Here is a 20,209-nt window from a genome sequence, read left to right on the forward strand (position 1 = left end):
ATTGTTTTTGTAACGCCGACGGAGGGTATCTTGTTCGATTGATTGTATACAACTCTATGGACATCTAGTCCTAACATTGCATACAGTGGCCGCACAACAAAAACAGAGAACCCCTCACCATGACTATCCCGAAGGCGTCACCGCAGCGGCCAGAAGATGAGAATCTCGGCGTCGCCGCCAACATGGCTTACGGCCTGCAGCATGTGCTCACCATGTACGGCGGTATCGTCGCAGTACCCTTGATCGTCGGCCAGGCGGCCGGGTTGTCACCTGCCGATATTGGTTTGTTGATCGCCGCCTCGCTGTTTGCCGGAGGCCTGGCGACCCTGTTGCAAACCCTTGGCCTGCCGTTTTTTGGTTGTCAGTTGCCGCTGGTGCAAGGCGTGTCGTTTGCCGGTGTGGCCACCATGGTGGCGATTGTCGGCAGCGACGGTGCTGGCGGGGTGCCGGCGATTCTTGGGGCGGTGATGGCCGCGTCGTTTATCGGGTTGCTGATCACGCCGGTGTTCTCGCGGATCACCAAGTTCTTCCCACCCTTGGTGACCGGCATTGTGATCACCACCATCGGCCTGACCTTGATGCCCGTGGCAGCGCGCTGGGCCATGGGCGGTAACAGCCGTGCGGCGGATTTCGGCAGCATGTCCAATATCGGCCTAGCGGCGTTGACCCTGGTGCTGGTGCTGCTATTGAGCAAGATTGGCAGCGCGACCATCTCGCGCCTGTCGATCCTGCTAGCGATGGTGATCGGCACGGTGATCGCGGTGTTCCTTGGCATGGCGGACTTTTCCGGCGTAACCCAGGGCCCGATGTTTGGTTTCCCGACGCCGTTCCATTTCGGCATGCCAACCTTCCACATCGCGGCGATCATTTCCATGTGCATCGTGGTGATGGTGACCCTGGTGGAAACCTCGGCGGACATCCTGGCCGTGGGCGAAATCATCGACACCAAAGTTGACTCCAAACGCCTGGGTAACGGCCTGCGCGCCGACATGCTGTCGAGCATGTTCGCGCCGATCTTCGGTTCATTCACTCAGAGTGCATTCGCCCAGAACGTCGGCCTGGTGGCGGTGACCGGGGTGAAGAGTCGCTTCGTGGTGGCCACCGGTGGCCTGTTCCTGGTGATCCTCGGCCTGCTGCCGTTTATGGGCCGGGTCATCGCGGCGGTGCCGACCTCGGTGCTCGGCGGTGCCGGGATTGTGCTGTTCGGCACGGTGGCGGCCAGTGGTATTCGCACGTTGTCGAAGGTGGATTACCGCAACAACATGAACCTGATCATCGTCGCCACCTCCATCGGTTTTGGCATGATCCCCATCGCGGCGCCGAGTTTCTACGATCAATTCCCCAGCTGGTTCGCGACTATATTTCACTCGGGCATCAGCTCGTCGGCGATCATGGCGATCCTGCTGAATCTGGCGTTCAACCACTTCACGGCGGGTAACTCGGACCAGCAGTCGGTGTTCGTGGCAGGGACTGAGCGCAGTTTGTGTTTCCACGACGTTGCAGGCCTGCGGGACGGGGATTACTTCAGGGGCGGCAAGTTGTTTGATGCCGAGGGCAAGGAGATTCCATTAGTGGCGCAGGTGCCGAAGAAAGCGGTAAAAACTGAGGTCAGCCAGGCCTGACCCGGTAGCTGCTGTCGAGCCTAGGCGAGGCTGCGTGCGATCTGCGGGGCGCCAACGCAGCCTCGCTTGCGCTCGACAGCTGCTACCGGGCGAAACGGGCGCTTGCCCGGTGAGCATCAAGACGGTAGCTACGCAATTTTAAGCACTTTATTCGAACACGCCTCATCCAGAAACTTCACCACCGTCCCCATGCACGCCTGGCGTTCTTCCACATGGGGCATGTGGCTGGAGTCTTCGAACAGCGCCCAGCGCACATCCGCGATCTCATCCAGAAACGGCTTGACCACCAGTGGCGTCGCCTCGTCATGTCGGCCGGAGATTACCAGGGTCGGCACGTTGATCGCGGACAGGCGGCCAATGGATTTCCAGTCCTTCAAACTGCCGATCACATGGAACTCGGTCGGGCCGCTCATGGCGTGATACACCGTGGGGTCTGAGTCGACCTGGGCGAAGGTGCGCGCCACTTCTTCCGGCCAAGGGTTCACGCGGCACACGTGCTGGTCATAGAACACCCGCGACGCGGCGAGGTATTCCGGATCCTGGTAGGTGCCGGCGGCTTCGTGCTTGAGCAGGGTTTCGTGCACGCCTTGCGGCAGCAATTGGCGCAGGCGATTGGCTTCGCTGACCCAGGTGCGCATGCAGGTCGGTGAGTTGGCCGGGATAAACGCGCGCAGGCCCTTGGGTTGCAGGATCGCATGTTCACTGCCGAGCATGCCGCCCCAGGATTGGCCGAGGATCGCGTAGTTGTCGCTGATCTGCAGGTGGTCCAGCAGGTTATCCAGTTCTTTGAGGAACAGATCGACAGTCCAGAAGGACGGGTCTTTTTCAGGCAAATGCGTGGAGCGGCCGTTGCCCAGTTGGTCGTAGTGGATGACGGCGTGGCCGCTGGCCGCGACGTCCTTGAAGGCGTCAACATAATCATGGGTGCAGCCGGGGCCGCCGTGGATGACGACCAGCGGTGTACGGCCACTGGCCAGGTCGCCCGTTACGCGGTACCAGGTCTGGTAGTCGCCAAACGCGGCATACCCTTCGCGGATTTGTTCGATGAATTCCATTTCGTACCCTGCTCTGAAAAAAAGGATCAGGGACACGATAGTCTGCACGTGAAATTTAGGTAACTAGCAAAACAGCTAGGTTTTGCCGATGGATCAATCTTCCAGCAGGCGGTAATGGGTGGCACGAACCACCGCCTGGACGCGGTTCTTTGCCCCCAGCTTATGCATTGCCGAGGCCAGATGCAGGGTGACCACCGCCAGCGAGCGGCTCAACTGAGTGGCGATCTCGGCCGCCGTCAGGCCGTCGGCGGCCCATTTCAGGCACTCGCGCTCGCGTTTGGTCAGGTGGATATGGGGGTAGGTGCGCAGTTCCTTGCTGAACAGCGGGTAGGCCGCTTCCTGCAATGCATGGGAAATCACACTGAAGTCCGACAGGGTCTGCTGTGCCTCCTGCAGTACTGTGCCGGCGCTACCGATGCGCAGGCCGGTCAGCGAAGCAAAACCGCCACGGGGCAGGTGGATCGGTACGCTGACGCCGCAGGTCAGTTGCTGGTCATGCAGGTAGGATGAAACCGGGGCGTGGCACGGATCGATGATTTTTTGCAGCGGGGTATCGGTCTTGGCTTCGTAGGACCACACGAACGGCGACACCGTGCTCAGGGCCAGATGTTGCACCGGATCGATCTGGTAAAACCCTTTGCTGCACCATAACGCGTGCCAGTCGGGCGGGGTATTGCGCAGTTCCAGCACCGATGGGGTGATCAAGGCGCCTTCCTGGTCGATCGGCACGGGCGAGTAGTCGTAGACCAGCGCATCGAAACCCAGCTGTTGAGCGAGGATAAAGGCGTTGTCCATCTGCTCGTCCAGGCTCCTGCCCGGCATCAGACGTTTGTTGAAGGCAGTCAGCTTGGCCAGCATCCGTTCTGCTCCTGAATTCATTTGAATCTCGACTTGCTGCAAGTAGAATGCCACGCCCCGGCGAAGGACTGCCAGGCCAAACCTATAAGAACTACTAGGTTATGGACGCGCGGCATCCTCGGTAGTGTTGGCCTGGCAAACGGCCGCTACCCGCCAGGCCGATACAACACAAGGAATGTATGCATGTGGCGTGAAATTGCCCCCGACCAGCAGTACAACGTGCAAGTCGACGGCTATAACCTCGTGGTCTACAGCTTTGGCGAAGGCGATGAGGTGCTGTTGTGCCTCAACGGCGGGCCGGGCCTGCCGTGTGACTACTTGCGCGACGCCCATGGCTGGCTCAAGGCGCATAACCTGCGAGTGGTTGCATTCGACCAGCTTGGTACGGGCGCATCAGCCAGACCGACCGATGTTGGGCTGTGGGAAATCCGCCGTTATGTCGAAGAAGTCGAAACCGTGCGCCAGGCACTGGGCCTGGGCCGCGTGCATTTGCTCGGGCATTCCTGGGGCGGCTGGCTGGGCATTGAATACGCCATCCATTACCCCGACGCGCTGAAAAGCCTGATCCTGGAAAACACTGTCGGCGACATTCCGCACCTGTCCCAGGAACTGGAGCGCCTGCGCGGTGCCCTTGGCAGCGAAACCGTGGCCATGATGCAACGCCATGAAGCCATGGGCACCCTCGACCACCCGCAGTACCAGGCCGCGATCACGTTGCTCAACTATCGCCATGTGTGCCGCCTGGACGAATGGCCGGAGCCGGTCAAACGTTCCCTCGGCGACTGGAACATGGGCCCCTACGAAACCATGCAAGGCCCCAACGAATTCCTCTACGTCGGCAACCTCAAAGACTGGAACCGCATCCCCGAGATGGCCGACTTCACGATGCCGATCCTGATCACCACCGGCCAGCACGATGAACTCACCCCGGCCTGCGCCATGCGCATGAAGATGGCGGCCAAGCACGCCGAACTGCACGTATTCCCCAACAGCAGCCATATGCCGTTCTACGAAGAACCCCAGGCATATTTCCCGGTGCTGCTGGACTTTCTCGCTCGCCACCGAGGCTGACGGATGAACCTGGCGCGCTACCGTTTTGTGCTGTCCCGGCCGCTGCAATTGCTGCCGGTGCTGTTTGGCATCAGCCTGATTACCTTTGTGCTGGTGCGCTCCATTCCCGGCGACCCCGCGCGAGCCTTGCTCGGCTCGCGCAGCACACCGGACGCGTTGCTGAAGATCCGCGCCCAGTACGGCCTTGATCAGCCGTTGTGGCTGCAATATTTCTACTTTCTCAAGAACCTGCTCAAGGGCGACCTCGGGCAATCGCTGCTGTACAAAGTCGACGCGCTGAAGCTGATCGTCACCCGTATCGAGCCGACCTTGGTGCTGGTATTCGGCAGCGTGGTGCTGGCGCTGCTGATCGCGGTGCCGCTGGCGACCTGGGCGGCGCGCAATAAAGGCGGTTGGGCGGATAACCTGATTCGCGTGTTCACCACGGTGGGCCTGGGCATGCCGGCGTTTTGGCTGGGCTTGATGCTGATCCTGCTGCTGAGTGTGAAATGGGGCCTGTTCCCCGTGTCCGGCTACGGTCGCACCTGGCTGGACAAGGCGCACCATATGGTCCTGCCGTGCCTGACCATCGCGCTGGCGCTGGCGGCGGTGCTGGTGCGCAACCTGCGGGCGAGCATGTTGATGGAGCTGCAGGCGGACCACGTCACCGCCGCCCGTGCGCGCGGGCTGTCGGAAGCCGCGGTGTTTCGCCGCCATGTGCTGCCCAACTCCCTGGTGCCGGCGGTCAATCTGCTGGCGGTGAACATCGGCTGGCTGATCAGCGGCACGGTGGTGATCGAAAGCCTGTTCGCCATTCCCGGTATCGGCCAGTTGTTGGTGCGCGGCATCTTTACCCGCGATTACATGGTGGTGCAGGGCGTGGCCATGGTGTTGGCCTGCGCCACGGTGGTGGTCAACTTCATCGCGGATGTGGCGACAGTGGCCCTCGACCCACGGGTGAAGATGCAATGAGCAGCCGCCCGATGATCGCCCCATGGCGCTTGCGCCTGCGTTTTGGTTTTCGCAATGGCCGGCTGACGGCCGCGTGGGGGCTGTTGATCCTGTTGATATGGTTGGCCCTGGCGCTGTTTGCGCCGTGGATCGCGCCGTTTGATCCGATTGCGCAGAACACCGATATCAGCTTGATCGGTCCCAGCCTGGCCCATCCATTTGGCACTGATAACTACGGTCGTGACATTCTTTCGAGGGTGATTTGGGGCGCACGCATCGACCTGCAACTGGCGATCATCGGGGTGATTTTCCCGTTCATGATTGGCACCTTTGTGGGCGCAGTCTCGGGTTATATCGGCGGGCGTTTCGACAGTTTTTGCATGCGAGTGATTGATGTGATCCTCGCGTTCCCCTTCCTGGTGCTGATGCTGGCGATCATGGCCATCCTCGGCCCTGGCTTGAAGAGCTTTTATATCGCCATGGCGCTGGTGGGGTGGGTTTCGTATGCGCGGCTGATCCGTTCGCAGATCCTGGTACTCAAGGAAAGCGACTTCGCCCTGGCGGCCAAGAGCCTGGGCTTTGGTCACGGGCGCATCCTGTTCCGGCATTTGCTGCCCAACGCGATGTTTGGCTCGATTGTGTTTTCCATGTCCGATGCGGTGCTGGTGCTGCTTAACGGCGCCGCCGTGAGCTACCTGGGCTTGGGCGTGCAGCCGCCGACGGCGGAGTGGGGCACGATGGTCGCCGAGGGCCAGGCCTTTATCACCACGGCCTGGTGGATCTGCACTTTTCCTGGGTTGGCCATCGTGACCCTGGCCATGGGCTTCAGCCTGCTGGCCGATGGCGTTGCCCAAGTGCTGGGGGATCGCGCATGAGCCTGCTGCAAGTGCGCGACCTCAGTGTTATCGCCAACAATGCCGGGCATGATGTGACGCTGGTCGATCGTGTGTCTTTCGACCTCGCCGAAGGCGAAATCCTGGGTCTGGTGGGCGAAAGCGGCTCGGGCAAAACCATGGCCTGTCGCGGCCTGATGCGCTTGCTGCCGTCGCCCAGCCTGCGGGTGCAGGGCGGTGCGGTGCGCCTTGCCGGCCAGGATCTGTTGCAACTGGATGACGCGGGCATGCGTGCGATACGCGGCGGGCAACTGGGCATGATTTTCCAGAACCCCAGCAGCCACCTCGACCCGTTGATGCGCATCGGCGAGCAGATCGCCGAGGGTATTCGCCTGCATCAGGGCGCGTCGAAAAAAGACGCCCGGCGACTGGCCATCGGCGTGCTGCGCCAAGTGGGCATTCCCGATCCCCTGGCGCGGGTCGACAATTATCCGCACGAGTTTTCCGGCGGCATGCGTCAGCGCGCCATGATCGCCGTGGCCTTGGGCTGCAACCCCAAGGTGCTGATCGCCGACGAGCCGACCACCGCCCTGGATGTGACCGTGCAGGCGCAAATCCTGCGCCTGCTGCTGGACCTGCGCGACCAGCGTGGCCTGTCGATCATCATGATCACCCACGACCTGGGCGTGGTGGCGCAAACCTGTGATTCCATCGCGGTGATGTACGCCGGGCGCCTGTGCGAGCACGGCAGCAAGTACGACCTGCTGGCCCATCCGCAACATCCCTACACCGCTGGCCTGATCGACTGCCAGCCGGCCCACAGCAGCGGCCACGCCTTGTTGCGCACCATCCCCGGCCAGCCGCCGTTGCTGGATGCGTTGCCCGATGGCTGCCGGTTCAACCCGCGCTGTCCGCAGGTCGGCGCCTTATGTACCGAGTTACTGCCCGAAGGCGCGCGCGTCGCCTGTCACTATCCGCTGGGAGAGCGTCCATGAGCCTGTTGCAGATCAAGGATCTGGAGGTGCGCTTCGCGGCGTCCGGCAGCGGTTTGTTTGGCCTGAACAAGCAGTGGGTGAGGGCGGTGAACGGTGTGTCGCTGAACCTGGCGGCGGGCGAAACCCTGGGGTTGGTGGGCGAGTCCGGCAGCGGTAAAAGCACCCTCGGCCGGGCGATCCTGCACCTCAACCCGATCAGCGCCGGGCAGGTATTGTTCGATGGCGTCGACATGGCCCATGGCAGTGCCATCGACATTGCCCGCCTGCGCCATGAAACGGCGATGATCTTCCAGGACCCCTATGCGGCGTTGAACCCGCGCCACACCATCGGCGAAACCATCGCTGAAGTGCTGCGGGTACAGCGCAAGGTTCCGGCCGAGCGCATCCCGGCGCGTGTCAACGAACTGCTCGATCTGGTCGGCTTGCGCCCCGAACTGGCCAATCGCAAGCCCGGCTCCCTCAGTGGCGGCCAATGCCAGCGCGTGGGCATTGCTCGCGCCCTGGCGGTAGAGCCGCGGTTGATCATCGCCGATGAGTGTGTGGCGGCGCTGGATGTGTCGATCCAGGGGCAGATCATCAACCTGCTGCTGGAACTGCAACAGCGCATGAACCTGGCCATCCTGTTTATCGCCCATGACCTGGCCATCGTGCGGCGCCTGTGCGACCGCGTGGCGGTGATGTACCTGGGCAAGATCGTCGAGGAAGGGCCGGTGGAGGCTGTGTTCAGCGCACCGCGCCATCCGTACACAGCGGCGTTGATCCAGGCGATCCCGGAGATCGATCCCCATCGGCCGTTGCCTGCAGAACCTTTGCCCGGTGAGCCGCCGAGCCCACTGAGTTTACCCACCGGCTGTGCCTTTCACCCACGTTGCCGGTATGCCCGCGCGATGTGTTCCGTGGTGTTGCCGCCTACTCATTTCCTGCACGAGCATCGATACAGTTGCGTGCTTGAAGCACCTTTGCTTTGACCTTTCCCTGCCATTCATGAACAAGGAGTTATGACATGCAATCCCGTCACTTGAAGTTGCTCGCCGCCGCTACGCTTACGGCTTGGTCCCTGACCGCTGGTTTGGCTCAGGCCGCTGGCGTGCTCACCATCGGCTGCCGTGAAGACAGCACCACCTTCGACCCGATCAAAAGTGCCCAAAACCGCGACACCTGGGTGTTCGCCAACGTCTACGACACCCTGGTGCGCGTGGATAACCTGGGCACCAAAATGGAACCGGGCCTCGCCGAAAGCTGGGACATCTCCAAGGATGGCCTGACTTACACCTTCAAACTGCGCGATGCGAAATTCTCCGATGGCTCGGCGATCACCGCTGAAGACGCGGCGTTCAGCCTGTTGCGCATCCGCGATAACAAAGCCTCGTTGTGGGCCGATCCGTTCAACCTGATCAACACGGCCAAGGCCGCCGACGCGAAAACCCTGGTCGTCACCCTGAAGACGCCGGCCGTGGCTTTCCTCTCGCAACTGGCTTCGCCGACGGTCTCGATCCTGTCGGAAAAAGCCATGACCAAAATGGGCGAAGACGCCTACTCGGAAAACCCGGTGACGTCCGGCGCGTTTACTGTGGAAGAGTGGCGCAAGGGTGATCGGGTGATTCTGAAGAAGAACCCGAACTTCTGGCAGGCCAGGAACGTCAGCCTGGATGGTGTGGAATGGGTCTCGGTGACCGACGACAACACGCGCATGCGCATGGTGCAGAACAACGAACTGGACACAGCGATCTTCGTGCCGTTCTCCCGTGTGGAAGAGCTCAAGAAAGACCAGAACGTGGTGATCCACGCCGACCCGTCCACCCGTGAAGATCACTTGTTGATCAACCACGCCCACGGCCTGCTGGCCAAGCCCGAAGTGCGTCAGGCGCTGGACATGGCCATCGACAAACAATCGCTGGTCAAGACCGCCACCTACGGTCAGGGCACCGTGGCTTATTCCTACATTCCAAAAGGCTCGCTGTACCACTACGCCAACAATCTGCAACGCCCGTACGACCCGACCGAAGCCAAGAAACTGCTGGCCGCTGCCGGTGCCAAGGATTTGAAGCTGAACTACGTGGTCAACGCCGGCAATGAGGCTGACGAGCAGATTGCGGTGATCATCAAGGACCAACTGGCCAAGGTGGGTGTGACGGCCAACCTGCAGAAGGTCGACCCGACCCAAAGCTGGCAGATGCTGGTGGACGGTGAGTACGATATTTCGGTGATGTACTGGACCAACGACATTCTCGACCCGGACCAGAAAACCACCTTCGTGCTGGGCCACGACACCAACCAGAACTACATGACCCGCTACAAGAACGACACGGTCAAGGACCTCGTGGCCGCAGCGCGCATCGAGGCCGACCCGGCCAAGCGTGAGCAGATGTATGTCGAACTGCAGAAACTGGCGAAACAGGATGTGAACTGGATCGACTTGTACTACAGCCCCTACATCAACATCTCTCGCAAGAACGTGAGCAACTTCCTGCAGAACCCGCTGGGGCGTTTCACGCTTGAAGAAGTGGTGAAGAACTAAGTTCTAGAGAGCACTGCAATACCAATGTGGGAGGGGGCTTGCCCCCTCCCACATTCAAATCCAGGGCGTGTCAGATGTTACTGCGCGTCAAACGCCTGCCCGTTGATGCCGGTACTGTCCGGCCCCATCAGGTACAGGTACACCGGCATGATTTCTTCCGGCGCCGGCCTTTCCATCGGGTTTTCCCCTGGATACGCCTGGGCCCGCATGCTGGTACGTGTGCCGCCGGGGTTGATGCTGTTGGCCCGCACCGCCGCCACATCTTCAAGCTCATCCGCCAAGGTCTGCATCAAGCCTTCAGTGGCAAACTTCGACACCCCGTAAGCGCCCCAGTACGCCCGACCCTTGCGCCCGACGCTGCTGGAGGTGAACACCACCGATGCATCCTGGGACAGCTTGAGCAGCGGCAACAAGGTGCTGGTGAGCATGAACATCGCGTTGACGTTGATGTGCATCACCCGCATGAAGTTCTCACCGGACAACTGCTCGATGGGCGTGCGTGGGCCAATGATCGAGGCGTTGTGCAACAGGCCGTCGAGGTGGCCGAACTCCTTTTCGATCATCGCTGCCAGCTCATCGTACTGATGGGGCAGGGCGGTCTCCAGGTTGAATGGAATCACCACTGGCTGCGGCTGGCCGGCGGCTTCGATCTCGTCGTACACCTGGGCCAGGTTGGCTTCGGTCTTGCCCAGCAGCAAGACGGTGGCACCATGGGCGGCATACGTCTTGGCCGCCGCAGCGCCAATCCCGCGACCGGCACCGGTCACCAGGATGACCCGGCCTTTGAGCAGTTCTGGACGTGCGGAGTAATCAAACATAAATAGCCTCGACAGAATTCAGCAGCTTATGAACCCCAAATCTGAAAACACTGAAGATCCCCTGTGGGAGGGGGCTTGCCCCCGATGAGGGCCTGTCAGTAATAGAGGTGCGGGCTGGCACACCGCTATCGGGGGCAAGCCCCCTCCCACATTGCATCTTCATAGGGGGCGTTGAATAGTCAGCAACTGCACAGCGCGTTATCCAGCACCTTGCGCAGTTCCAGCGGGTGATCCACCACCACATCCGCTCCCCAATGGCGCGGGTTGTCGTCCGGGTGGATGTAGCCATAGGTCACCGCCGCCGTGCGTGTGCCGGCATCGCGGCCGGACTCGATGTCACGCAGGTCATCGCCCACGAACAACACGCTGGCCGGGTCCAGGCCGAGCATCTTGCACGCCAGGATCATCGGCTCCGGGTCCGGCTTGCTGTTTGTCACGTGGTCCGGACAGATCAGCAAGGCCGAGCGCTCGGCCAGGCCCAACTGCTGCATGATCGGTTCGGCGAAGCGCAGTGGCTTGTTGGTGACTACGCCCCAGACCAGCTTGGCCTTCTCGATGTCTTCCAGCAGCTCGGCCATGCCGTCGAACAGCTTGCTGTGCACCGCGCAGTCCTTCAGGTAGCGCTCCAGGAATTCCTGGCGCAGTTCCTCAAAACCCGGCGACTCCGGGTCCATCGAGAAGGTCACGGCGACCATCGCCCGCGCACCGCCGGAGATTTCATCGCGGATGTGCTGCGGGTTGACCGGTGGCAGGCCACGGTCGGCGCGCATGGCCTGGCAGATGGCGATAAAGTCCGGCGCGGTGTCCAGCAGGGTACCGTCCATGTCGAAGAGAACCGCTCGCAACTTCACAGGCTTACTCCTCGCGCAGGGTCTGGATCATGTAGTTGACGTCAACGTCGTTGGCCAGCTTGTAGTGCTTGGTCAGCGGGTTGTAGGTCAGGCCGATGATGTCCTTGACGGTCAGGCCGGCCTGGCGGCTCCACGCGCCCAGCTCGGACGGGCGGATGAATTTCTTGAAGTCATGGGTGCCGCGCGGCAGCAGCTTCATGATGTATTCGGCGCCGATGATCGCGAACAGGTAAGCCTTGGGGTTGCGGTTGATGGTGGAGAAGAACACCTGGCCGCCGGGCTTGACCATGCGGAAACAGGCGCGGATCACCGAGGACGGGTCCGGCACGTGCTCAAGCATCTCAAGGCAGGTGACCACGTCGAACTGCTCGGGCATCTCTTCAGCCAGGTCTTCGGCGGTGATCTGGCGGTATTCCACGCTCACGCCGGACTCCAACTGGTGCAACTGGGCCACGGCCAGCGGCGCTTCACCCATGTCGATGCCCATTACGGTGGCGCCGCGCTGGGCCATGGCTTCGCTGAGAATGCCGCCGCCGCAGCCGACGTCCAGCACCTTTTTGCCGGCCAGGTTGACGCGTTCGTCAATCCAGTTGACCCGTAGCGGGTTGATGTCGTGCAGGGGCTTGAACTCGCTTTCGCGGTCCCACCAGCGGTGGGCCAGGGCTTCAAACTTGGCGATTTCGGCGTGGTCGACGTTGCTCATGGTGCATCCTCTAAATCTGATAAATCGGTTTGTCGGTCCTGGACACGCGGGTCCAGGGCCGGCGTTATTCGGTGTGCCCGCTGATGCGTTTGCCCCAGGCAATGGCCGTGGCGGTCAACTGGTGTTCATCCATGCGGGTCAATTGCCGGTCGTCGAGCAACTGCTTGCCGGCGACCCAAACGTGTTTCACGCAATCGCGTCCGGTGGCATATATAAGCTGTGAGACCGGATCGTAGATCGGTTGTTGCGCCAGTCCTGACAGGTCGAACGCGACGATATCCGCTGCCTTGCCCACTTCCAGTGAGCCAATCTCGCTTTCCAGGCCTATGGCTCGCGCACCGTTGAGCGTAGCCATGCGCAGTGCACGGTGCGCGTCCAGGGCAGTCGCCGAGCCGGCGACCGCCTTGGCCAGCATCGCAGCGGTGCGGGTTTCACCCAACAAATCCAGGTCATTATTGCTGGCGGCGCCATCGGTGCCGATGGCCACATTGACCCCAGCCTGCCACAGACGCTCCACCGGGCAAAAGCCGCTGGCCAGTTTCAGGTTGGATTCCGGGCAATGGATGACGCTGGTGTTGCTTTCTACCAGTAAAGCCAGGTCGTCCTCGCTGATTTGGGTCATATGAACGGCCTGGAAGCGCGGACCGAGCAGCCCGAGGCGGCCCAGGCGTGCCAGCGGGCGTTCGCCGGTCTGTTCGACGGCTTGCTGCACCTCGAAGGCGGTCTCGTGCACATGCATATGGATTGCGGCGTCCAGCTCTTCGGCAATTACCCGGACCTTTTCAAGGTTGGCATCGCACACGGTATAGGGCGCGTGGGGGCCGAACGTGATCTTGATGCGCGGGTGGTGCTTGAGGTCGCCGAACAGCTCGATGCCCTGGCGAATCGCCTCATCGGCGCTGCTGGCGCCGGGAATCGGGAAGTCGAGGATCGGAATTGCGATCTGTGCACGTATGCCGCTGTTGTGCACGCAATCGCTGGCGACTTTGGGGTAGAAGTACATGTCAGAGAAGCAGGTGATGCCGCCCTTGAGCTGTTCGGCGATGGCCAGGTCGGTGCCATCACGAACGAAGGCTTCATCGACCCACTTGGCCTCGGCGGGCCAGATGTGTTTTTCCAGCCAGGTCATCAGGGGCAGGTCATCGGCGAGGCCGCGAAACAGGCTCATCGCCGCGTGGCCGTGGGCGTTGATCAGGCCGGGGCTGAGCAGCATGCCCGGCAGTTCGCGCACTTCGCTGGCCGCCAGCTTCAACGCCGCGGCCCGTGGCCCGATAAAGGCAATGCGCCCATCGCGGATGCCCACGCCATGTTCCTTGAGCACCACGCCAGCAGGTTCGACAGGTACCAGCCAGGTTGGCAGTAGCAGTAAGTCGAGCGGGGCGGCAGTGGAGGTCATCGCAGGCTTCTTCCCGGGCAGCTATAAAAGAAGCGCGAAGTATACCCGAGCGTCCTGGCTGGCGGATCGCTATAATCGGCGGCTTTTGTTCATGAGTGCGGAGTAAGGGATGCGCGATCGACTGTTGGCAGCGGAGAAAGTGAAGGCCATCGATTGGCGTGATGGCGCGCTGTACCTGCTCGATCAACGTGCCTTGCCCTCCCAGGAAACCTGGGTGGCCTGCTCCACCGTCGATGACGTCGCTGCCGCCATTCGCGCCATGGTCGTGCGCGGTGCGCCGGCCATCGGTATCAGTGCGGCCTATGGCCTGGTACTGGCCGCCCGTGATCGCGTTGCCGAGGGCGGTGACTGGCAGGCCGCGTGGGAGGAAGACTACGCGCTGTTGGCCGATACGCGTCCCACTGCGGCTAACCTGTTCTGGGCCCTCAAACGCATGCGTGACCGTCTGGATCGCGTCAAGGCACACGCTGACCCGCTGGCTGTCCTGGAAGCAGAGGCCATTGCAATCCATGAAAGTGATCGCGAAGCCAATCTGGTGATGGCCCAACTGGGCGTCGAGCGGATTCGCAAGCACCAAGGCAACGCCCAGGCGATCCTGACCCATGGCAACGCCGGCGCATTGGCGACGGGGGGTGTCGGCACGGCCCTCGGGGTGGTGCGTGCCGCCTTTCTTGAGGGGTTGGTCGAGCACGTCTATGCCAATGAAACCCGGCCCTGGCTGCAAGGTTCGCGGCTGACGGCCTGGGAGTTGGCGGGCGAGGGCATCCCGGTTTCGGTGAATGCTGATTCTGCGGGCGCACATATCCTCAAGACCAAAGGCGTGACCTGGGTAATCGTCGGGGCTGACTGCATTGCGGCCAATGGCGATGTGATCGGCCAGATCGGCACGTACCAGTTGGCGGTGTGCGCCATGCATCACGGCGTGCGCTTTATGGTGGTGGCGCCGAGTTCGACTCTGGATCTGATGATGGCCACTGGCGATGATGTTGCGTTGGAAGAACGTGATCCCGGCGAGTTGCTGGACGTGAAGGGTCAGCGCCTGGAAGTGGCTGCTTTTAATCCGGTATTTGATGTGACCCCGGCTGATCTTATTGATGTGATCGTGACCGAGAAGGGGGTTGTCGAGCGGCCGGATACAGCCAAACTGGCCAAGTTGATGTGCCGTAAGCGGTTGCATTGAGGGCCTTGGCGTCTGTGAAAATGCTATCGGGGGCAAGCCCCCTCCCACACTTGGATTGTGAGCACAGTCAAAATGTGGGAGGGGGCTTGCCCCCGATGGGTCTATAAAGTCAACAAAACCCTCGGATCCGATCTCAAAAAATGGCACCACCGCGCCTCTGAGCCCCTCTCGTCTCCCTCACGCCTGTCATCCGTCAAATTACTAGTCTCCATGCGCATGAGGGGGATAGGTGCGTGGCGGCGATTGTGATAACATCCGGCGGTTTCCAGGGCCGCCCCGAGGGGTTGCCTATAACGTGCAGATCCGTGTCATAACTCGTTGATTTGTCGTAAGTCGTTGTCAGGCACTCTGCCGGCAGCGGCGAGCTTCGTTCGTCCCATATGGATGTGACGAGGTTTCACCCGAAAAAGGAATCAGGCTTCTCATGGGCGAACTGGCCAAAGAAATCCTCCCGGTCAATATCGAAGACGAGCTGAAACAGTCCTACCTCGACTACGCGATGAGCGTAATTGTCGGTCGGGCACTGCCTGATGCGCGCGATGGCTTGAAGCCCGTGCACCGGCGTGTGCTGTTCGCGATGAGCGAGCTGGGTAACGACTGGAACAAGCCGTACAAGAAATCTGCCCGTGTTGTCGGTGACGTGATCGGTAAGTATCACCCTCACGGCGACACTGCGGTGTACGACACCATCGTTCGGATGGCCCAGCCGTTTTCCCTGCGCTACCTGCTGGTAGACGGCCAGGGTAACTTCGGTTCCGTCGACGGCGACAACGCCGCGGCCATGCGATACACCGAAGTGCGCATGACCAAGCTGGCGCACGAGCTGCTGGCCGACCTGCATAAAGAAACCGTGGACTGGGTGCCGAACTACGACGGCACCGAAATGATCCCGGCTGTCATGCCGACCCGTATTCCCAACCTGCTGGTCAACGGTTCCAGCGGTATCGCCGTGGGCATGGCGACCAACATCCCGCCGCACAACCTCGGTGAAGTCATCGACGGTTGCCTGGCCCTCATCGACAACCCCGAGCTGACCGTCGATGAGCTGATGCAGTACATCCCGGGCCCGGATTTCCCGACTGCCGCGATCATCAACGGTCGCGCCGGCATCATCGAAGCCTACCGCACCGGCCGTGGCCGCATTTACATGCGTGCCCGCTCGATGATCGAAGACATCGACAAGGTCGGTGGCCGCCAGCAGATCGTCATCACCGAACTCCCATACCAGCTTAACAAGGCGCGCCTGATCGAGAAGATCGCCGAGCTGGTCAAAGAGAAGAAGCTGGAAGGCATCACCGAGCTGCGCGACGAGTCCGACAAAGACGGTATGCGCGTCGTGATCGAGCTGCGTCGCGGTGAAGTGCCTGAGGTGATCCTCAACAACCTCTATGCCCAGACCCAGCTGCAAAGCGTGTTTGGTATCAACGTTGTTGCGCTGATCGATGGCCGCCCGCGCATTCTGAACCTCAAGGACCTGCTGGAAGCCTTCGTGCGTCACCGCCGCGAGGTAGTCACCCGCCGTACCGTGTTCGAACTGCGCAAGGCCCGCGAACGCGGCCACATCCTGGAAGGCCAGGCGGTTGCACTGTCGAACATCGACCCGGTTATCGCCCTGATCAAAGCTTCCCCGACCCCGTCGGAAGCAAAAGAAGCACTGATCAAGATGCCGTGGGAATCCAGCGCCGTAGTGGCCATGGTTGAACGTGCCGGTGCCGACTCGTGCCGTCCGGAGACCCTGGACCCGCAATACGGTCTGCGCGAAGGCAAGTATTTCCTGTCGCCGGAACAGGCCCAGGCCATTCTGGAACTGCGTCTGCACCGTCTGACCGGCCTGGAACACGAGAAACTGCTGGCCGAGTACCAGGAGATCCTCAACCAGATCGGCGAGCTGATCCGCATCCTCAACAGCGCCGTGCGCCTGATGGAAGTGATCCGCGAAGAGCTGGAAGTGATCCGCGCCGAATACGGCGACGTGCGTCGCACCGAAATTCTCGATGCCCGTCTCGACCTGACTCTGGGTGACATGATCCCGGAAGAAGAGCGCGTGGTGACCATCTCCCACGGCGGCTATGCCAAGACCCAGCCATTGGCTGCGTACCAGGCCCAGCGTCGTGGCGGTAAAGGTAAATCGGCTACTGGCGTGAAGGATGAGGACTACATCGCTCACCTGCTGGTCGCCAACAGCCACACCACGCTGCTGCTGTTCTCCAGCAAGGGCAAGGTGTACTGGCTCAAAACCTACGAAATCCCGGAAGCCTCCCGCGCCGCCCGTGGTCGTCCGCTGGTCAACCTGCTGCCGCTGGACAGTGATGAATACATCACCACCATGCTGCCGGTAGACGAATACACCGAAGGTCACTTCATCTTCATGGCGACTGCCAAAGGCACCGTGAAGAAGACCCCGCTGGAATCCTTCAGCCGCCAGCGCAGCGTGGGCCTGATCGCCCTGGAGCTGGACGAAGGCGACGTGCTGATCTCCGCCGCCATCACCGACGGCGAGCGTGAAGTCATGCTGTTCTCCGACGGCGGCAAGGTCACGCGCTTCAAGGAATCCGACGTGCGTGCCATGGGCCGTACCGCCCGCGGTGTGCGCGGCATGCGTCTGCCGGAAGGGCAGAAGCTGATTTCGATGCTGATCCCGGAAGAAGGCAGCCAGATCCTGACCGCTTCGGCGCGTGGCTATGGCAAGCGTACGGCCATCGGCGAGTTCCCGGAGTACAAGCGTGGCGGCCAGGGCGTTATCGCCATGGTCAGCAACGATCGCAACGGCCGTCTGGTCGGCGCGGTCCAGGTGCTCGACGGCGAGGAGATCATGCTGATTTCCGACCAGGGCACCCTGGTGCGTACCCGTGTGGCTGAAGTGTCGAGCCTGGGCCGTAACACCCAGGGCGTGACGCTGATCAAGCTGGCCAGCGACGAGACACTGGTAGGCCTGGAGCGTGTCCAGGAACCATCGGAAGTGGAAGGTGAAGAGCTGGACGAGGCCGATGCCGAGTTCGCACGTGAGGTAATGGCAAGCGGCGATGATATCGTCGACGAGCCAACCCTCGACGCTGCCGCAGACGAAGAAGAACCGCAGGAATAAGCGGACACACAGGGGGCGGATGAAGATTCGCCCCCTTGTTGTTTGTCCCTTATGAAAGTATTGAAATACCCGTTTATTGCACCACCCCACCAGATCAGAGTGAGATTGGATGTGAGCAAGAGAGCCTATAACTTCTGTGCCGGTCCCGCGGCGCTTCCTGAAGCAGTCCTGCAGCGTGCGCAGGGTGAACTCCTCGACTGGCATGGAAAAGGCCTCTCCGTGATGGAAATGAGCCATCGCAGTGATGAGTTCGTGTCCATTGCGACCAAGGCCGAGCAGGATCTGCGCGACTTGCTGGACATCCCCTCCCATTACAAAGTGCTGTTCCTGCAAGGCGGCGCGAGCCAGCAGTTCGCTCAGATCCCGCTGAACCTGCTGCCGGAAGACGGCACGGCCGACTACATCGACACCGGCATCTGGGGTCAGAAGGCTATTGAAGAGGCCTCGCGCTACGGTCACGTCAATGTGGCCGGCACCGCCAAGCCCTACGACTACTTCGCCATTCCTGGTCAGAACGAATGGAAGTTGTCGAAGGACGCTGCCTACGTGCACTACGTGCAGAACGAAACCATCGGCGGCCTGGAATTTGACTGGGTGCCGGAAGTTGGCGATGTGCCATTGGTGTGCGACATGTCTTCGGACATCCTTTCGCGCCCGATCGACGTGTCCAAGTACGGCATGATCTACGCCGGTGCGCAAAAGAACATCGGCCCAAGTGGCATCCTGGTCAACATCGTCCGCGAAGACCTGTTGGGGCGTGCCCGTTCGCTGTGCCCGACCATGCTCAACTACAAGGTCGCGGCCGACAATGGCTCGATGTACAACACCCCGCCGGCGTTTTCCTGGTACCTGTCCGGCCTCGTGTTCGAGTGGCTGAAAGAGCAGGGTGGTGTCGCCGCCATGGGCAAGCTCAACGAAGAGAAGAAGCGCACCCTGTACGACTTCATCGACGCCAGCGGCCTGTACAGCAACCCGATCAACCTGACCGACCGCTCGTGGATGAACGTGCCGTTCCGCCTGGCTGACGACCGTCTGGACAAGCCATTCCTGGCCGGTGCCGACGAGCGTGGCCTGCTGAACCTCAAGGGCCATCGTTCAGTCGGCGGCATGCGCGCCTCCATCTATAACGCTGTCGACATCCACGCGATCAACGCGCTGGTGGCCTACATGGCAGAGTTCGAAAAGGAACACGGCTAATGTCTGAACAAGAGCTCAAGGCCCTGCGTGTACGCATCGACAGCCTGGACGAGAAAGTCCTGGAACTGATCAGTGAGCGTGCGCGGTGCGCCCAGGAAGTGGCACGGGTAAAGATGGCGTCCCTGGCTGAAGGCGAAGTGCCGGTGTTCTACCGTCCCGAGCGTGAGGCCCAGGTGCTCAAGCGCGTGATGGAGCGCAACAAGGGGCCGCTGGGCAACGAAGAGATGGCGCGGTTGTTCCGTGAAATCATGTCGTCGTGCCTCGCGCTGGAGCAGCCGCTGAAGGTGGCTTACCTCGGTCCTGAAGGTACGTTTACCCAGGCGGCAGCCATGAAGCACTTCGGCCACGCGGTGATCAGCAAGCCGATGGCGGCCATCGACGAAGTGTTCCGTGAAGTCGCGGCCGGTGCGGTGAACTTTGGCGTGGTGCCGGTGGAAAATTCCACCGAGGGCGCGGTCAACCACACCCTGGACAGCTTCCTTGAGCATGACATGGTGATCTGCGGCGAAGTCGAGCTGCGTATCCACCACCACCTGCTGGTGGGCGAGAACACCAAGACCGACAGCATCAGCCGCATCTACTCCCACGCCCAGTCCCTGGCCCAGTGCCGCAAGTGGCTGGATGCCCATTACCCGAATGTCGAGCGCGTGGCGGTGTCCAGCAACGCCGAAGCGGCAAAGCGGGTCAAGGGTGAGTGGAACTCGGCGGCGATTGCCGGCGATATGGCCGCAGGCCTGTACGGCCTGACGCGCCTGGCCGAGAAAATCGAGGATCGCCCGGATAACTCCACGCGCTTTCTGATGATCGGCAGCCAGGAAGTGCCGCCGACCGGCGACGACAAGACCTCGATCATCGTCTCCATGAGCAACAAGCCCGGCGCGCTGCATGAGCTGCTGGTGCCGTTCCATGACAATGGGATTGACCTGACGCGCATTGAGACTCGTCCTTCGCGCAGCGGTAAATGGACCTACGTGTTCTTTATCGACTTCATCGGCCATCACCGCGACCCGCTGGTCAAAGGTGTGCTCGAGAAAATCAGTCAAGAGGCTGTGGCACTCAAGGTGCTGGGCTCTTACCCGAAAGCGGTTTTGTGAGGC

General features: G+C 61.3%; 17 protein-coding genes. 11 read left to right on the top strand and 6 right to left on the bottom strand.

The features are described 5' to 3' along the window. The first annotated feature begins 119 nt into the window (after positions 1-119). Positions 120-1,622: a nucleobase:cation symporter-2 family protein gene (locus tag NDJ82_RS10060; protein ID WP_112194130.1), complete on the top strand. Its 1,503-nt coding sequence runs from the start codon at positions 120-122 to the stop codon at positions 1,620-1,622. Positions 1,623-1,750: 128 nt separating this feature from the next. Here NDJ82_RS10060 and NDJ82_RS10065 read toward each other — a convergent pair whose 3' ends face one another. Then, a complete protein-coding gene (locus NDJ82_RS10065; protein ID WP_099587351.1) occupies positions 1,751-2,677 on the bottom strand; it encodes a proline iminopeptidase-family hydrolase in 927 nt (308 codons plus the stop codon). A gap of 93 nt (positions 2,678-2,770) precedes the next feature. Next, positions 2,771-3,535, bottom strand: coding sequence for a LuxR family transcriptional regulator (locus NDJ82_RS10070; RefSeq protein ID WP_099587350.1), 765 nt, complete (start codon positions 3,533-3,535; stop codon positions 2,771-2,773). Between the two features lie 183 nt (positions 3,536-3,718). On the opposite strand from NDJ82_RS10070, the gene NDJ82_RS10075 reads away from it, so the two are divergent. From NDJ82_RS10075 to NDJ82_RS10100, 6 genes are read left to right on the top strand one after another with little or no spacing between them, the layout of a single operon-like run. Continuing rightward, entirely contained in the window at positions 3,719-4,606 is an 888-nt protein-coding gene (locus NDJ82_RS10075; RefSeq protein WP_099587349.1) for a proline iminopeptidase-family hydrolase, read from the top strand. A 3-nt stretch (positions 4,607-4,609) separates the two neighbouring features. Further along, on the top strand, positions 4,610-5,557 hold the full coding sequence (locus NDJ82_RS10080) for an ABC transporter permease (protein WP_250925381.1): 948 nt from the start codon (positions 4,610-4,612) through the stop codon (positions 5,555-5,557). Beyond that, the gene (locus NDJ82_RS10085) at positions 5,554-6,411 is read left to right on the top strand and encodes an ABC transporter permease (protein ID WP_250925382.1); all 858 of its coding nucleotides are present in this window, start codon (positions 5,554-5,556) and stop codon (positions 6,409-6,411) included. The genes NDJ82_RS10080 and NDJ82_RS10085 overlap by 4 nt, the downstream gene beginning before the upstream one ends. Beyond that, the gene (locus NDJ82_RS10090) at positions 6,408-7,364 is read left to right on the top strand and encodes an ABC transporter ATP-binding protein (RefSeq protein ID WP_250925383.1); all 957 of its coding nucleotides are present in this window, start codon (positions 6,408-6,410) and stop codon (positions 7,362-7,364) included. The genes NDJ82_RS10085 and NDJ82_RS10090 overlap by 4 nt, the downstream gene beginning before the upstream one ends. After that, positions 7,361-8,332 carry an ABC transporter ATP-binding protein gene (locus tag NDJ82_RS10095; RefSeq protein ID WP_112194138.1) on the top strand — a complete coding sequence of 324 codons (972 nt, stop codon included), beginning with the start codon at positions 7,361-7,363 and terminating at the stop codon, positions 8,330-8,332. Before NDJ82_RS10090 ends, NDJ82_RS10095 begins: the two co-directional genes overlap by 4 nt. A gap of 35 nt (positions 8,333-8,367) precedes the next feature. After that, complete coding sequence (locus tag NDJ82_RS10100) at positions 8,368-9,882, top strand: ABC transporter substrate-binding protein (protein WP_250925384.1); 1,515 nt, start codon at positions 8,368-8,370, stop codon at positions 9,880-9,882. Positions 9,883-9,959: 77 nt separating this feature from the next. Here NDJ82_RS10100 and NDJ82_RS10105 read toward each other — a convergent pair whose 3' ends face one another. The 4 genes from NDJ82_RS10105 to NDJ82_RS10120 all read right to left on the bottom strand — a co-directional run bounded on the left by NDJ82_RS10105 (position 9,960) and on the right by NDJ82_RS10120 (position 13,650). Next, the gene (locus NDJ82_RS10105; protein WP_150674640.1) at positions 9,960-10,700 is read right to left on the bottom strand and encodes a YciK family oxidoreductase; all 741 of its coding nucleotides are present in this window, start codon (positions 10,698-10,700) and stop codon (positions 9,960-9,962) included. 179 nt (positions 10,701-10,879) lie between these two features. Continuing rightward, the gene (gene mupP, locus NDJ82_RS10110) at positions 10,880-11,551 is read right to left on the bottom strand and encodes an N-acetylmuramic acid 6-phosphate phosphatase MupP (protein WP_250925385.1); all 672 of its coding nucleotides are present in this window, start codon (positions 11,549-11,551) and stop codon (positions 10,880-10,882) included. 4 nt (positions 11,552-11,555) lie between these two features. Next, positions 11,556-12,254 (bottom strand): bifunctional 2-polyprenyl-6-hydroxyphenol methylase/3-demethylubiquinol 3-O-methyltransferase UbiG, encoded by a 699-nt coding sequence (gene ubiG / locus NDJ82_RS10115; RefSeq protein ID WP_099587341.1) that lies wholly within the window; start codon positions 12,252-12,254, stop codon positions 11,556-11,558. Positions 12,255-12,318: 64 nt separating this feature from the next. Beyond that, positions 12,319-13,650 carry a TRZ/ATZ family hydrolase gene (locus tag NDJ82_RS10120; protein ID WP_250925386.1) on the bottom strand — a complete coding sequence of 444 codons (1,332 nt, stop codon included), beginning with the start codon at positions 13,648-13,650 and terminating at the stop codon, positions 12,319-12,321. 109 nt (positions 13,651-13,759) lie between these two features. On the opposite strand from NDJ82_RS10120, the gene mtnA reads away from it, so the two are divergent. The 4 genes from mtnA to pheA all read left to right on the top strand — a co-directional run bounded on the left by mtnA (position 13,760) and on the right by pheA (position 20,206). Further along, on the top strand, positions 13,760-14,830 hold the full coding sequence (mtnA, locus tag NDJ82_RS10125) for an S-methyl-5-thioribose-1-phosphate isomerase (RefSeq protein ID WP_250925387.1): 1,071 nt from the start codon (positions 13,760-13,762) through the stop codon (positions 14,828-14,830). Between the two features lie 424 nt (positions 14,831-15,254). Then, entirely contained in the window at positions 15,255-17,915 is a 2,661-nt protein-coding gene (gene gyrA / locus NDJ82_RS10130) for a DNA gyrase subunit A (protein ID WP_099587338.1), read from the top strand. A 111-nt stretch (positions 17,916-18,026) separates the two neighbouring features. Further along, positions 18,027-19,112, top strand: coding sequence for a 3-phosphoserine/phosphohydroxythreonine transaminase (gene serC, locus NDJ82_RS10135; RefSeq protein WP_099587337.1), 1,086 nt, complete (start codon positions 18,027-18,029; stop codon positions 19,110-19,112). Beyond that, positions 19,112-20,206 carry a prephenate dehydratase gene (gene pheA, locus NDJ82_RS10140; protein WP_003172650.1) on the top strand — a complete coding sequence of 365 codons (1,095 nt, stop codon included), beginning with the start codon at positions 19,112-19,114 and terminating at the stop codon, positions 20,204-20,206. The genes serC and pheA overlap by 1 nt, the downstream gene beginning before the upstream one ends. Positions 20,207-20,209: the final 3 nt, after the last annotated feature.

It is taken from the genome of Pseudomonas sp. SR18, assembly GCF_023701505.1.
GTDB lineage: Bacteria > Pseudomonadota > Gammaproteobacteria > Pseudomonadales > Pseudomonadaceae > Aquipseudomonas > Aquipseudomonas cyclaminis.

What these genes read in the sequence shown, in the direction of transcription:
- NDJ82_RS10060 (WP_112194130.1), top strand. Translation starts at nt 120, where the DNA reads ATGACTATCCCGAAGGCGTCACCGCAGCGGCCAGAAGATGAGAATCTC.
- NDJ82_RS10065 (WP_099587351.1), bottom strand. Translation starts at nt 2,677, where the DNA reads ATGGAATTCATCGAACAAATCCGCGAAGGGTATGCCGCGTTTGGCGAC.
- NDJ82_RS10070 (WP_099587350.1), bottom strand. Translation starts at nt 3,535, where the DNA reads ATGCTGGCCAAGCTGACTGCCTTCAACAAACGTCTGATGCCGGGCAGG.
- NDJ82_RS10075 (WP_099587349.1), top strand. Translation starts at nt 3,719, where the DNA reads ATGTGGCGTGAAATTGCCCCCGACCAGCAGTACAACGTGCAAGTCGAC.
- NDJ82_RS10080 (WP_250925381.1), top strand. Translation starts at nt 4,610, where the DNA reads ATGAACCTGGCGCGCTACCGTTTTGTGCTGTCCCGGCCGCTGCAATTG.
- NDJ82_RS10085 (WP_250925382.1), top strand. Translation starts at nt 5,554, where the DNA reads ATGAGCAGCCGCCCGATGATCGCCCCATGGCGCTTGCGCCTGCGTTTT.
- NDJ82_RS10090 (WP_250925383.1), top strand. Translation starts at nt 6,408, where the DNA reads ATGAGCCTGCTGCAAGTGCGCGACCTCAGTGTTATCGCCAACAATGCC.
- NDJ82_RS10095 (WP_112194138.1), top strand. Translation starts at nt 7,361, where the DNA reads ATGAGCCTGTTGCAGATCAAGGATCTGGAGGTGCGCTTCGCGGCGTCC.
- NDJ82_RS10100 (WP_250925384.1), top strand. Translation starts at nt 8,368, where the DNA reads ATGCAATCCCGTCACTTGAAGTTGCTCGCCGCCGCTACGCTTACGGCT.
- NDJ82_RS10105 (WP_150674640.1), bottom strand. Translation starts at nt 10,700, where the DNA reads ATGTTTGATTACTCCGCACGTCCAGAACTGCTCAAAGGCCGGGTCATC.
- ubiG (WP_099587341.1), bottom strand. Translation starts at nt 12,254, where the DNA reads ATGAGCAACGTCGACCACGCCGAAATCGCCAAGTTTGAAGCCCTGGCC.
- NDJ82_RS10120 (WP_250925386.1), bottom strand. Translation starts at nt 13,650, where the DNA reads ATGACCTCCACTGCCGCCCCGCTCGACTTACTGCTACTGCCAACCTGG.
- mtnA (WP_250925387.1), top strand. Translation starts at nt 13,760, where the DNA reads ATGCGCGATCGACTGTTGGCAGCGGAGAAAGTGAAGGCCATCGATTGG.
- gyrA (WP_099587338.1), top strand. Translation starts at nt 15,255, where the DNA reads ATGGGCGAACTGGCCAAAGAAATCCTCCCGGTCAATATCGAAGACGAG.
- pheA (WP_003172650.1), top strand. Translation starts at nt 19,112, where the DNA reads ATGTCTGAACAAGAGCTCAAGGCCCTGCGTGTACGCATCGACAGCCTG.